Below are 12,605 nucleotides of genomic sequence, written 5' to 3'. Positions count from 1 at the left end.
AGGTTCTTTTTATGGAATTTATGCTTGACACATTAAATTTAGATGAGATTAAAAAATGGTCTGAAATTTTACCGCTAGCTGGGGTAACTTCAAATCCAACTATTGCCAAAAAAGAGGGTTCAATTAATTTTTTTGAACGAATAAAAGATGTAAGAGAATTGATTGGCTCTGCACCTTCCATTCATGTTCAGGTGATTTCCCAAGATTTTGAAGGCATCTTAAAGGATGCTCATGAAATTCGTAGACAAGCAGGAGATGATATATTTATCAAAGTACCTGTTACTCCTGCTGGATTACGTGCAATAAAGGTGCTAAAAAAAGAGGGCTACCATATCACTGCAACAGCTATTTATACAGTTATTCAGGGATTATTAGCTATCGAAGCAGGAGCGGATTACCTAGCTCCATATTATAATAGAATGGAAAATCTGAACATTGATTCAAATTCTGTCATTCGTCAATTAGCTCTTGCTATTGATAGACAGAACTCTCCTAGTAAGATTTTAGCTGCATCCTTTAAAAATGTAGCACAAGTAAATAATGCTTTAGCTGCAGGTGCGCATGCTGTTACAGCAGGAGCAGATGTTTTTGAATCAGCTTTCGCCATGCCATCTATCCAAAAGGCGGTTGATGATTTTTCTGACGATTGGTTTGTTATTCAAAATGGTCGTTCCATTTAGATAGAGAGGAAATACATATGAGAATTTTTGCTAGCCCTTCTAGATATATTCAAGGGGAAAATGCCTTGTTCGAAAATGCCAAATCAATTTTGGATTTGGGAAATCGTCCTATTCTATTATGCGATCAGTTGGTTTATGATATTGTTGGAAAACGATTTGAAGATTACTTGCATAGGTATGGTTTCCATATTGTTCTGGCGCTATTTAATGGTGAAGCTTCTGACAATGAAATCAATCGAGTTGTTGCCTTGGCTGAGAAAGAAAATTGTGATAGTATTATCGGGCTTGGTGGTGGAAAGACGATTGATAGTGCAAAAGCTATTGCAGATTTGATTGAAAAACCTGTTATTATTGCTCCAACAATTGCATCGACAGACGCACCTGTATCTGCTTTATCTGTTATTTATACAGATGAAGGTGCATTTGATCATTATCTATTTTATTCTAAAAATCCAGATTTAGTTTTGGTTGATACAAAAGTTATTTCACAAGCTCCTAAGCGTTTATTAGCGTCTGGTATTGCAGATGGTTTAGCAACTTGGGTTGAGGCGCGTGCGGTTATGCAGGCAAATGGAAAAACTATGTTGGGACAACAGCAAACGTTGGCTGGAGTTGCAATTGCGAAGAAATGTGAAGAAACGCTGTTTGCAGATGGTTTACAGGCTATGGCAGCTTGTGAAGCTAAAGTGGTGACACCAGCATTAGAAAATATTGTTGAAGCTAATACTTTATTGAGTGGCCTAGGTTTTGAAAGTGGAGGATTAGCTGCGGCGCATGCGATTCATAATGGTTTTACTGCATTGACGGGTGACATTCATCATTTAACACATGGTGAAAAAGTAGCTTATGGAACCTTGGTACAACTTTTATTGGAAAATAGACCTAAAGAAGAACTTGATAAGTATATTGAGTTTTACAAAAAAATTGGTATGCCAACAACTCTAAAAGAAATGCATTTAGATCAAGTTGGATATGATGATTTAATAAAAGTTGGTAAACAAGCAACCATGGAGGGTGAGACAATCCATCAGATGCCGTTTAAGATTTCGCCTTCAGATGTTGCTCAAGCTATCATCGCTGTAGACGCCTATGTAAATTCAAAATAAACAATAAGGACTACTGTTTTCCAAATGGTAGTCTTTTATTGATCCTCGTATTGAATCCGACGTTCTTCATAAATCAAAAAGCGACATAGGGTGTCGGATATTTATTATAAATACATTAATGAGCATTCCAGTCGTATCTTCGGTCTAAAATTAGTATTTTATGTTATAAGAGATAAGCTTCTTGTTTTGCTCTTTGATTTCCCGCATATAAGATAAAAAAGTGGGTGATAGAGCAATTCAGAGCCATCAAAATTAATGAAATACAGTATACAGTTTTTTCTTTTAACACATTTCAAATTCCCTCAAAAATGGTATAATAGTAACATCACAAAATTGGAGAGAGACCATGAGTTTTTACAATCATAAAGAAATTGAGCCTAAGTGGCAGGGCTACTGGGCAGAACATCATACATTTAAGACAGGAACAGATGCATCAAAACCGAAGTTTTATGCGCTTGACATGTTCCCTTATCCGTCTGGAGCGGGTCTGCACGTAGGACACCCAGAAGGCTATACTGCAACAGATATTCTCAGCCGTTACAAACGTGCGCAAGGCTACAATGTCCTTCACCCAATGGGTTGGGATGCTTTTGGTTTGCCTGCAGAGCAATATGCTATGGATACTGGTAATGACCCAGCAGAATTTACAGCTGAGAACATTGCTAACTTCAAACGTCAAATCAATGCGCTTGGATTTTCTTACGACTGGGATCGTGAAGTCAACACTACAGATCCAAACTATTACAAGTGGACGCAATGGATTTTCACCAAGCTTTACGAAAAAGGCTTGGCCTATGAAGCGGAAGTGCCAGTAAACTGGGTTGAGGAATTGGGAACAGCCATTGCTAACGAAGAGGTTCTTCCTGATGGAACGTCTGAGCGTGGAGGCTATCCAGTTGTCCGCAAGCCAATGCGCCAATGGATGCTCAAAATCACGGCTTACGCAGAGCGCTTGCTCAATGACTTAGATGAACTTGATTGGCCAGAGTCTATCAAGGACATGCAACGCAACTGGATTGGGAAATCAACTGGTGCTAATGTAACCTTCAAGGTTAAGGGAACTGATAAGGAATTCACAGTCTTTACCACTCGTCCTGATACTCTTTTCGGTGCGACTTTCACCGTTTTGGCTCCTGAGCATGAACTGGTAGATGCCATCACAAGCAGAGAGCAAGCAGAGGCAGTAGCAGACTATAAACACCAAGCTAGCCTCAAATCTGACTTGGCTCGTACAGACCTTGCCAAAGAAAAAACTGGTGTCTGGACAGGTGCTTATGCCATCAACCCTGTCAATGGCAAGGAAATTCCAATCTGGATTGCTGACTATGTTCTTGCTAGTTATGGAACAGGTGCCGTTATGGCTGTACCTGCCCATGACCAACGTGACTGGGAATTCGCCAAACAATTTGAGCTTCCAATCGTAGAAGTACTTGAAGGTGGAAACGTTGAAGAAGCTGCCTACACAGAAGATGGACTTCATATCAACTCTGACTTCCTAGATGGATTGAATAAAGAAGACGCAATTGTTAAGATTGTGGCTTGGTTGGAAGAGAAAGGTTGTGGACAAGAGAAAGTTACCTACCGTCTCCGCGACTGGCTCTTTAGCCGTCAACGTTACTGGGGTGAACCAATTCCAATCATTCATTGGGAAGACGGAACTTCAACAGCTGTCCCTGAAAGTGAATTGCCACTTGTCTTGCCTGTAACCAAGGACATCCGTCCCTCAGGTACTGGTGAAAGTCCACTAGCTAACTTGACAGACTGGCTTGAAGTGACTCGTGAAGATGGTGTCAAAGGTCGTCGTGAAACTAACACCATGCCACAATGGGCTGGTTCAAGCTGGTACTACCTCCGCTATATTGACCCACACAATACTGAGAAATTAGCTGACGAGGATCTCCTCAAACAATGGTTGCCAGTGGATATCTACGTGGGTGGGGCAGAACATGCCGTTCTTCACTTGCTTTACGCTCGTTTCTGGCATAAATTCCTCTATGACCTCGGTGTTGTTCCGACTAAGGAACCATTCCAAAAACTCTTTAACCAAGGGATGATTTTGGGAACCAGCTACCGTGACCACCGTGGGGCTCTTGTAGCGACTGACAAGGTTGAAAAACGTGACGGTTCCTTCTTCCATGTAGAAACAGGTGAAGAGTTAGAGCAAGCGCCAGCTAAGATGTCTAAATCGCTCAAGAACGTGGTTAACCCAGACGATGTGGTGGAACAATACGGTGCCGATACCCTTCGTGTCTATGAAATGTTTATGGGACCACTTGATGCTTCGATTGCTTGGTCAGAAGAAGGTCTGGAAGGAAGCCGTAAATTCCTTGACCGTGTTTACCGTTTGATTACAAGCAAGGAAATTGTTGCAGAAAACAATGGCTCTCTCGACAAGGTTTACAACGAAACCGTTAAAGCTGTCACAGAACAAATTGAGTCCCTCAAATTCAACACAGCTATTGCCCAACTTATGGTCTTTGTCAACGCGGCTAATAAGGAAGACAAGCTCTATGTGGACTATGCCAAAGGCTTTATCCAATTGATTGCGCCATTTGCACCTCACTTGGCAGAAGAGCTCTGGCAAACAGTTGCAGCAACAGGTGAATCCATCTCTTACGTGGCTTGGCCAACATGGGACGAAAGCAAACTAGTTGAAGACGAAATCGAAATCGTCGTTCAAATCAAAGGAAAAGTTCGTGCCAAACTCATGGTTGCTAAAGACCTATCACGCGAAGAATTGCAAGAAATTGCTCTCGCTGATGAAAAAGTCAAAGCAGAAATTGACGGTAAGGACATCGTGAAAGTGATTAGTGTACCAAATAAATTGGTTAATATTGTTGTAAAATAACCAATTTATTTGCTGATTTCCAACCTCAAACAGTTTCCCAAACTGTTTGAGCCAACTAAACTCGTTAATATCGTTGTGAAATAAGATAGGAATCCTTCAGAGTAGAATCTGGAGGATTTTTTGAATCTTCTTATGAAAGTATGATATACTATGTGCAACTATAAAGTTTGAAAAGTGAAACAAGGAGAATACTATGCCAGTAAATGAATATGGTCAGATGATTGGGGAGTCAATGGAAGCCTATACATCAGGTGAATTTCCTTCTATTGATTTCTTAGAAGGACGTTATGCTAGGATAGAGGCTCTTTCAGTGGAAAAGCATGCAGAGGACTTGCTAGCTGTTTATGGCCCTGATACTCCTCGGGAGATGTGGACCTACCTCTTTCAGGAACCAGTGGCAGATATGGAGGAACTGGTTAGCCTTTTAAATCAGATGTTGGCTCGTAAGGATCGTTTTTACTATGCGATTGTAGACAAGGCAACTGGTAAGTCTTTGGGAACATTTTCTCTCATGCGCATTGACCAGAATAACCGAGTAATAGAAGTGGGAGCTGTCACTTTTTCTCCAGAGCTCAGGGGGACACGGATAGGGACAGAAGCCCAGTATCTCTTGGCTTGCTATGTTTTTGAAGAACTCCACTATCGTCGCTATGAGTGGAAATGTGATTCTCTTAATCTGCCATCCAGACGAGCAGCGGAACGTTTGGGCTTTATTTATGAAGGAACCTTCCGCCAGGCGGTGGTTTATAAGGGGCGTACGAGGGATACGGATTGGTTGTCTATGATTGATAAGGACTGGCCTCAAGTCAAAGCTCGTTTGGAAACATGGTTGCGTCCTGAAAATTTTGATAAAAATGGACAGCAGTACAAGAGCTTGAGAGAGCTTTAAGAGGTGTTGAGATGATTACTATTAAAAAGCAAGAAATTGTCAAACTAGAGGACGTTTTGCATCTCTATCAGGCTGCCGGTTGGACAAATTATACAAATCAACCTCAGATGCTGGAGCAGGCCTTGTCTCATTCATTAGTAATTTATCTGGCGCTTGATGGCGATGCTGTGGTGGGCTTGATTCGTTTGGTTGGAGATGGTTTTTCATCAGTTTTTGTACAGGATTTGATTGTTTTACCTAGCTATCAGCGCCAAGGGATTGGTAGCTCCTTGATGAAAGAGGCTTTAGAAGATTTTAAAGAGGCTTATCAAGTCCAGCTGGCGACAGAACAGACAGAAAAAAATGTAGGATTTTATCGTTCTATGGGTTTTGAAACTTTATCCACCTATGATTGTACAGGAATGATTTGGGTAAACAAAGAAAAATAACAAAACTTGTTTTTTCTTAAGCAAAGTTTAAGGATGCTCTAGTATCATATAGTCATTAAATAAAGACCTCCTAACTTTATTTAATGAAATCCTAAAACTTTTTTCATCATAATCTCCTAATGAAGTCACCCAATCAGGTGACTTTTTTGTGGGGTGAGGTGATGGTAATAGAAATTTTTTGAAAAATGGTAGAATTTGAGAAAAGTTAAGCTAGTTTTAAGCTTTGTCTTGTATCATATAGTTATTAAATAAAGACCTCCTAACTTTATTTAATAAAATCCTAAACTTTTCTTTTTCATAATAATCTCCCTTAACTCCACCCAATCAGGTGGAGTTTTTTGGCTCTATTTCAGGCTTTTTGGGACTATTCTAAAAATCATTTTTCGATATTTTTCGGTATTTTTCGGATTTTGGTCGGGGAATTGGCGGGGAATTTTTGAGATTTTGGCGGGGATTTTTTTAGCGAATATGACTAAGAAATAGGTCTGTTGTCGCTTCAGCAAGTTCGTCCTCTACTTGATTGTAAGTTGCTGTTAATTGAAGGACTGGAACTGCTGTAATAATGATTTTGCTTGTCCAGTAGTGGCGTATTAAATGAGGAGTGGCATGTAAGATTGTCTATTTGTTTACTAAATCAAAATTTCTATGAAATTGATAGAATCCCTAACTTTCTCTTAAACTTGAAAGTCTTGTCGTACAGCGGTTAAAGAAAATGTAAAGTTTTGACAAATTTTGTGAACTGTGGGATAATGGAGAGGAATTAAGGATTAGTTCTATATCATGGACTAGAAAAGACCCCAAGCTAACTTCCACATTAAGCTTGGGGTCTTTTTTGACACTATTTGTCCTTGTTTAGCCATTTATCGACTAAGCGAAGAACAACACCGACCACAATTGGTCCGATGATAGTTTTAAGGATTAGTTCCATCATGGGCTATCTCACCTCCTTTCGTAGGCGGTGTAGTAGTGCCGTAGAATATTATATCACATAAGTGTTAAACTCGGGAGTCACCCAATCAGGTGGAGTTTTTTTGCTCTATTTCAGGCTTTTGGGGACTATTTTAAACATCATTTTCAGATAACTTTTACTTAATCTTATAAACTTTATTGGACAGATTCTAAAGTTGGAGAAGCTGAATTGATGAAGATATAAACCTTTGACAAATTTTGTGAACTGTGGGATAATGGAGAGGAATTAAGGATTAGTTCTATATCATGGACTAGAAAAGACCCCAAGCTAACTTCCACATTAAGCTTGGGGTCTTTTTTGACACTATCTATCTTTGTTTGGCCATTTATCGACTAAGCGAAGAACAACACCGACCACAATTGGTCCGATGATAGTTTTAAGGATTAGTTCCATCATGGGCTATCTCACCTCCTTTCGTAGGCGGTGTAGCAGTGCCGTATAATATTATACCACATAAGGGCTAAACTAGGGAGTCACCCAATCGGGTGGAGTTTTTTTGCTCTATTTCAGGCTTTTGGGGACTATTTTAAACATCATTTTCCGATAACTTTCGCAATCTTGAACGTCTTGTAGTACAGAGGTTCGAGAGAATATAAACCTTTGACAAATTTTGTGAACTGTGGGATAATAAAAAGGAATTGAGTACTAGTTCTATATCATAGGCTAGAAAAGACCCCAAGCTCACGTCCAAATAAGCTTGAGGTCTTTTTTGACACTATTTGTCCTTGTTTAGCCATTTATCGACTAATCGAAGAACGACACCGACCACAATTGGTCCGATGATAGTTTTGAGTACTAATTCCATCATGGGCTATCTCACCTCCTTTCGCAGGCGGTGTAGCAGTGCCGTAGAATATTATACCACATAAGTGTTAAACTCGGGAGTCACCCAATCGGGTGGCTTTTTTGTTTGTGGCTTGGTTTTTTGATATAATAGAGCCATGAGTAGAATTTTAGATAATGAGATAATGGGGGATGAGGAGTTAGTAGAACGCACACTCCGTCCTCAGTATTTACGTGAATATATCGGGCAGGATAAGGTCAAGGATCAGCTCCAAATCTTTATCGAAGCTGCCAAAATGCGGGATGAAGCGCTGGATCATGTCCTTTTATTTGGCCCTCCAGGCTTGGGAAAAACGACCATGGCTTTTGTTATTGCCAACGAACTAGGTGTCAATCTCAAGCAGACTTCGGGTCCAGTCATTGAAAAAGCTGGGGATTTGGTAGCGATTTTGAACGACTTAGAGCCTGGGGATGTCCTTTTTATTGATGAGATTCATCGCTTGCCCATGTCTGTGGAAGAGGTGCTTTATAGTGCCATGGAGGACTTCTACATTGATATCATGATTGGGGCTGGTGAAGGCAGTCGCAGTGTTCATTTGGAGTTGCCACCTTTTACCTTGATTGGTGCGACGACTCGGGCTGGTATGCTTTCAAATCCACTACGGGCACGTTTTGGGATTACAGGTCACATGGAGTATTATGCCCATGCTGACTTGACAGAAATTGTCGAGCGGACAGCAGATATTTTTGAGATGGAAATCACCCATGAGGCAGCATCTGAGTTGGCTCTACGTAGTCGTGGGACCCCTCGTATTGCCAATCGTCTGCTCAAGCGCGTGCGCGATTTTGCCCAGATAATGGGGAATGGGGTTATAGATGATCTTATTACGGATAAGGCTTTGACCATGCTGGATGTTGACCATGAAGGTCTAGACTATGTGGACCAGAAAATCCTTCGGACCATGATTGAGATGTACGGTGGTGGTCCTGTTGGTCTAGGAACTCTTTCTGTTAACATAGCAGAAGAGCGTGAGACAGTTGAAGACATGTATGAGCCTTACTTGATTCAAAAAGGTTTTATCATGCGGACGCGGTCTGGACGGGTGGCGACTGCTAAGGCATATGAGCATTTAGGGTATGAATATATTGAAAAATAAGGCTGAAATTTTAGACTCTTTCAGAGAAAATCCGGATATGATGGCTATTTTGACTATCATCCGAGATTTTGGCTTAAAAGACTCATGGTTGGCAGCGGGTTCTGTCAGAAATTTTATCTGGAATCTCTTGTCAGACAAATCCCCTTTTGACTGTGAAACAGATGTAGATGTAATTTTCTTTGATCCAGATATTTCTTATGAGGAAACCTTGTCCCTAGAGAAAAAGCTGAGAGAGGACTTTCCTCAGTACCAGTGGGAATTGAAAAATCAAGTCTATATGCACCAGCACAGCCCTCATACTGCTCCCTATAGCAGTTCCCGTGATGCTATGAGTAAGTATCCAGAACGATGTACGGCTGTAGGATTACGCTTGAATGAAGAATCCGTTTTGGAACTCTTTACTCCATACGCTTTGGAGGATATTTTGAATTTTCAAGTTCGTCCAACTCCTCATTTCTTAGAAAATGAAGACCGAATGGAACTCTATCAAACACGTTTATCCAAGAAAAATTGGCAGGAGAAATGGAAAAATTTGATTTTTAAAAATACTTAAGGAAACTTTAAGCTAGGAAGTGTATACTAAGTCCATAAGTTAAGAAGACCTTAACTTAAACTCCTAAAACTTTTTCATAATAATCTCCCTATAAAAATAAAGTCGCCCAATCAGGCGGCTTATTTTTTTGGAAATGGGCTTTGTGCCTGAGAATAATACTCAATGAAAATCAAAGTGCAAACTAGGAAGCTAACCGCAGGTTGCTCAAAACACTGTTTTGAGGTTGCAGATAGAGCTGACGTGGTTTGAAGAGATTTTCGAAGAGTATAAATAGCTTAGTGATAGAAGAAAATAGGGAAATATGGTATAATGAAACGATAGATTTTTGAATAGGAATAAGATCATGTTTGGATTTTTTAAGAAAGATAAGGCTGTGGAAGTAGAGGTTCCGACACAGGTTCCTGCTCATATCGGCATCATCATGGATGGCAATGGCCGTTGGGCTAAAAAACGTATGCAACCGCGAGTATTCGGACATAAGGCGGGTATGGAAGCATTGCAAACTGTGACCAAGGCAGCCAACAAACTGGGAGTTAAGGTTATTACGGTCTATGCTTTTTCTACAGAAAACTGGACTCGTCCCGATCAGGAAGTCAAGTTTATCATGAACTTGCCAGTAGAGTTTTATGATAATTATGTCCCGGAATTGCATGCAAATAATGTTAAGATTCAAATGATTGGGGAGACAGACCGCCTGCCTAAGCAGACTTTTGAAGCTTTAACCAAGGCTGAGGAATTGACTAAGAACAACACAGGTTTGATTCTTAATTTTGCTCTCAACTATGGTGGACGTGCTGAGATTACACAGGCCCTTAAGTTGATTTCTCAGGATGTGTTAGATGCCAAAATCAACCCAGGTGACATCACAGAGGAATTGATTGGTAACTATCTCTTCACCCAGCATTTGCCTAAGGAGTTACGAGACCCAGATTTGATTATCCGTACTAGTGGAGAATTGCGTTTGAGCAATTTCCTTCCATGGCAGGGAGCCTATAGTGAGCTCTATTTTACGGACACCTTGTGGCCTGATTTTGACGAGGCGGCCTTGCAGGAAGCCATTCTTGCCTACAATCGTCGTCATCGCCGATTTGGAGGAGTTTAGGAGGAAATATGACACAGGATTTACAGAAAAGAACCTTGTTTGCAGGGATTGCCTTGGCTATTTTCCTACCGATTTTGATGATTGGGGGACTCTTGCTGCAGATAGCAATCGGAATCATAGCCATGCTAGCCATGCATGAACTTTTGAAGATGAGAGGTCTAGAGACCATGACGATGGAGGGCCTCTTGACCCTCTTTGCAACCTTTGCCTTGACCATTCCCTTGGAGAATTACCTGACTTTTTTACCAGTTGATGGGAATGTGGTTGCTTATAGTGTGTTGATTTCAATCATGTTAGGAACGACTGTTTTTAGCAAGTCCTATACGATTGAGGACGCTGTTTTCCCTCTTGCTATGAGTTTCTATGTGGGCTTTGGTTTTAATGCTCTATTAGATGCTAGAATTGCAGGTTTAGATAAGGCGCTATTAGCCTTGTGTATCGTCTGGGCGACAGACAGTGGTGCCTATCTTGTTGGGATGAACTATGGTAAACGAAAATTAGCTCCGACAGTTTCTCCAAATAAAACCTTTGAGGGTGCCTTGGGTGGTATTTTAGGTGCGATTTTAGTAACTATCATTTTTATGATGTTTGACAGTACAGTTGCTCTTCCGTATGGAATTTACAAGATGTCAGTCTTTGCTATTTTCTTTAGCATTGCTGGACAATTTGGTGATTTACTAGAAAGTTCGATCAAGCGTCACTTTGGTGTCAAGGATTCTGGGAAATTTATCCCTGGACATGGTGGTGTTTTGGATCGTTTCGATAGTATGTTGCTCGTATTTCCAATCATGCACTTATTTGGACTCTTTTAGAGAAAGGAAGATAGAATGCTCGGAATTTTAACCTTTATTCTGGTTTTTGGGATTATTGTAGTGGTGCACGAGTTCGGCCACTTCTACTTTGCCAAGAAATCAGGGATTCTAGTGCGTGAATTTGCCATTGGTATGGGACCCAAAATCTTTGCTCACATTGGCAAGGATGGAACGGCCTATACTATTCGAATCTTGCCTCTGGGTGGCTATGTTCGCATGGCCGGTTGGGGTGATGATACAACTGAAATTAAGACAGGCACTCCTGTTAGTTTGACGCTTACTGATGATGGTAAGGTTAAACGCATCAATCTTTCAGGTAAAAAATTAGATCAAACAGCCCTCCCTATGCAGGTGACTCAGTTTGATTTTGAAGATAAGCTCTTTATCAAGGGCTTGGTTCTGGAAGAAGAAAAAACATTTGCGGTGGATCACGATGCAACGGTTGTGGAAGCAGATGGAACTGAGGTTCGGATTGCACCTTTAGATGTTCAATATCAAAATGCAACTATCTGGGGCAAACTGATTACCAACTTTGCAGGCCCTATGAACAACTTTATCTTAGGTGTCGTTGTTTTCTGGATTTTAATCTTTATGCAGGGTGGTGTCAGAGATGTTGATACCAACCAGTTCCATGTCATGCCCCAAGGGGCCTTGGCTAAGGTGGGAGTATCAGAAACGGCACAGATTACCAAGATTGGCTCACATGAGATTAGCAACTGGGAAAGTTTGATTCAGGCTGTGGAAACGGAAACCAAAGGTAAGACGGCCCCGACTTTGGATGTGACTATTTTTGAAAATGGGAGTGACAAACAAGTCACTGTTACTCCGGAAGAAAGTCAAGGCCGTTATCTTCTAGGTGTTCAACCGGGGATTAAGTCAGATTTTCTATCCATGTTTGTAGGTGGTTTTACAACTGCTGCTGACTCGGCGCTTAGAATTTTATCAGCCCTGAAAAATTTGATTTTCCAACCAGATTTGAACAAGCTAGGTGGACCTGTTGCCATCTTTAAGGCAAGTAGTGATGCTGCTAAAAATGGAATTGAGAATGTCTTGTACTTCTTGGCAATGATTTCCATCAATATTGGGATTTTTAATCTTATTCCGATTCCAGCCCTGGATGGTGGTAAGATTGTGCTCAATATCCTGGAAGCCATTCGCCGCAAACCATTAAAACAAGAAATTGAAACCTATGTCACCTTGGCCGGAGTGGTCATCATGGTTGTCTTGATGATTGCTGTGACTTGGAATGACATCATGCGACTCTTTTTTAGATAATC

At 40.8% G+C, this 12,605-nt stretch carries 13 protein-coding genes; 10 read left to right on the top strand and 3 right to left on the bottom strand.

Annotation, left to right across the window (positions count from 1 at the left end; translation table 11 throughout):
* Positions 1–11: 11 nt before the first annotated feature.
* The 5 genes from ACLV7Q_RS09140 (at position 12) to ACLV7Q_RS09120 (ending at position 5,951) form a co-directional block, all read left to right on the top strand.
* Entirely contained in the window at positions 12–680 is a 669-nt protein-coding gene (locus ACLV7Q_RS09140; RefSeq protein ID WP_218757294.1) for a fructose-6-phosphate aldolase, read from the top strand.
* Between the two features lie 17 nt (positions 681–697).
* On the top strand, positions 698–1,786 hold the full coding sequence (locus ACLV7Q_RS09135) for a glycerol dehydrogenase (protein WP_049511425.1): 1,089 nt from the start codon (positions 698–700) through the stop codon (positions 1,784–1,786).
* Positions 1,787–2,132: 346 nt separating this feature from the next.
* Positions 2,133–4,634 carry a leucine--tRNA ligase gene (gene leuS / locus ACLV7Q_RS09130; RefSeq protein ID WP_218757295.1) on the top strand — a complete coding sequence of 834 codons (2,502 nt, stop codon included), beginning with the start codon at positions 2,133–2,135 and terminating at the stop codon, positions 4,632–4,634.
* Positions 4,635–4,827: 193 nt separating this feature from the next.
* A complete protein-coding gene (locus ACLV7Q_RS09125; RefSeq protein WP_218757296.1) occupies positions 4,828–5,523 on the top strand; it encodes a GNAT family N-acetyltransferase in 696 nt (231 codons plus the stop codon).
* Positions 5,524–5,534: 11 nt separating this feature from the next.
* On the top strand, positions 5,535–5,951 hold the full coding sequence (locus ACLV7Q_RS09120) for a GNAT family N-acetyltransferase (protein WP_218757297.1): 417 nt from the start codon (positions 5,535–5,537) through the stop codon (positions 5,949–5,951).
* 838 nt (positions 5,952–6,789) lie between these two features.
* On the opposite strand, the gene ACLV7Q_RS09115 is transcribed toward ACLV7Q_RS09120, so the two are convergent.
* The 3 genes from ACLV7Q_RS09115 to ACLV7Q_RS09105 all read right to left on the bottom strand — a co-directional run bounded on the left by ACLV7Q_RS09115 (position 6,790) and on the right by ACLV7Q_RS09105 (position 7,729).
* On the bottom strand, positions 6,790–6,882 hold the full coding sequence (locus ACLV7Q_RS09115; RefSeq protein ID WP_050101940.1) for a type I toxin-antitoxin system Fst family toxin: 93 nt from the start codon (positions 6,880–6,882) through the stop codon (positions 6,790–6,792).
* 342 nt (positions 6,883–7,224) lie between these two features.
* Entirely contained in the window at positions 7,225–7,317 is a 93-nt protein-coding gene (locus tag ACLV7Q_RS09110; protein ID WP_218757298.1) for a type I toxin-antitoxin system Fst family toxin, read from the bottom strand.
* Positions 7,318–7,636: 319 nt separating this feature from the next.
* Positions 7,637–7,729, bottom strand: a complete 93-nt coding sequence (locus ACLV7Q_RS09105; protein WP_000970382.1) for a type I toxin-antitoxin system Fst family toxin — start codon at positions 7,727–7,729, stop codon at positions 7,637–7,639.
* 133 nt (positions 7,730–7,862) lie between these two features.
* Between ACLV7Q_RS09105 and ruvB the strand changes: the two genes are divergently transcribed.
* The 5 genes from ruvB (at position 7,863) to rseP (ending at position 12,603) form a co-directional block, all read left to right on the top strand.
* On the top strand, positions 7,863–8,861 hold the full coding sequence (gene ruvB, locus ACLV7Q_RS09100) for a Holliday junction branch migration DNA helicase RuvB (protein ID WP_025169652.1): 999 nt from the start codon (positions 7,863–7,865) through the stop codon (positions 8,859–8,861).
* Complete coding sequence (locus ACLV7Q_RS09095) at positions 8,842–9,414, top strand: nucleotidyltransferase family protein (protein WP_218757299.1); 573 nt, start codon at positions 8,842–8,844, stop codon at positions 9,412–9,414. The genes ruvB and ACLV7Q_RS09095 overlap by 20 nt, the downstream gene beginning before the upstream one ends.
* Positions 9,415–9,757: 343 nt before the next feature.
* A complete protein-coding gene (locus ACLV7Q_RS09090; protein ID WP_000466722.1) occupies positions 9,758–10,516 on the top strand; it encodes an isoprenyl transferase in 759 nt (252 codons plus the stop codon).
* A gap of 8 nt (positions 10,517–10,524) precedes the next feature.
* Positions 10,525–11,328 carry a phosphatidate cytidylyltransferase gene (locus ACLV7Q_RS09085; protein WP_000189853.1) on the top strand — a complete coding sequence of 268 codons (804 nt, stop codon included), beginning with the start codon at positions 10,525–10,527 and terminating at the stop codon, positions 11,326–11,328.
* A 15-nt stretch (positions 11,329–11,343) separates the two neighbouring features.
* Positions 11,344–12,603, top strand: coding sequence for an RIP metalloprotease RseP (gene rseP, locus ACLV7Q_RS09080; protein WP_218757300.1), 1,260 nt, complete (start codon positions 11,344–11,346; stop codon positions 12,601–12,603).
* Positions 12,604–12,605 lie beyond the last annotated feature (2 nt).

It is taken from the genome of Streptococcus mitis (assembly GCF_965111725.1).
In the GTDB taxonomy this organism is placed as follows: domain Bacteria; phylum Bacillota; class Bacilli; order Lactobacillales; family Streptococcaceae; genus Streptococcus; species Streptococcus mitis_DV.
This window is presented reverse-complemented; position numbering and strand designations above follow the sequence as displayed.

What these genes read in the sequence shown, in the direction of transcription:
- ACLV7Q_RS09120 (WP_218757297.1), top strand. Translation starts at nt 5,535, where the DNA reads ATGATTACTATTAAAAAGCAAGAAATTGTCAAACTAGAGGACGTTTTG.
- ACLV7Q_RS09125 (WP_218757296.1), top strand. Translation starts at nt 4,828, where the DNA reads ATGCCAGTAAATGAATATGGTCAGATGATTGGGGAGTCAATGGAAGCC.
- ACLV7Q_RS09110 (WP_218757298.1), bottom strand. Translation starts at nt 7,317, where the DNA reads ATGATGGAACTAATCCTTAAAACTATCATCGGACCAATTGTGGTCGGT.
- ACLV7Q_RS09090 (WP_000466722.1), top strand. Translation starts at nt 9,758, where the DNA reads ATGTTTGGATTTTTTAAGAAAGATAAGGCTGTGGAAGTAGAGGTTCCG.
- ACLV7Q_RS09135 (WP_049511425.1), top strand. Translation starts at nt 698, where the DNA reads ATGAGAATTTTTGCTAGCCCTTCTAGATATATTCAAGGGGAAAATGCC.
- ACLV7Q_RS09095 (WP_218757299.1), top strand. Translation starts at nt 8,842, where the DNA reads ATGAATATATTGAAAAATAAGGCTGAAATTTTAGACTCTTTCAGAGAA.
- ruvB (WP_025169652.1), top strand. Translation starts at nt 7,863, where the DNA reads ATGAGTAGAATTTTAGATAATGAGATAATGGGGGATGAGGAGTTAGTA.
- ACLV7Q_RS09115 (WP_050101940.1), bottom strand. Translation starts at nt 6,882, where the DNA reads ATGATGGAACTAATCCTTAAAACTATCATCGGACCAATTGTGGTCGGT.
- leuS (WP_218757295.1), top strand. Translation starts at nt 2,133, where the DNA reads ATGAGTTTTTACAATCATAAAGAAATTGAGCCTAAGTGGCAGGGCTAC.
- rseP (WP_218757300.1), top strand. Translation starts at nt 11,344, where the DNA reads ATGCTCGGAATTTTAACCTTTATTCTGGTTTTTGGGATTATTGTAGTG.
- ACLV7Q_RS09085 (WP_000189853.1), top strand. Translation starts at nt 10,525, where the DNA reads ATGACACAGGATTTACAGAAAAGAACCTTGTTTGCAGGGATTGCCTTG.
- ACLV7Q_RS09105 (WP_000970382.1), bottom strand. Translation starts at nt 7,729, where the DNA reads ATGATGGAATTAGTACTCAAAACTATCATCGGACCAATTGTGGTCGGT.
- ACLV7Q_RS09140 (WP_218757294.1), top strand. Translation starts at nt 12, where the DNA reads ATGGAATTTATGCTTGACACATTAAATTTAGATGAGATTAAAAAATGG.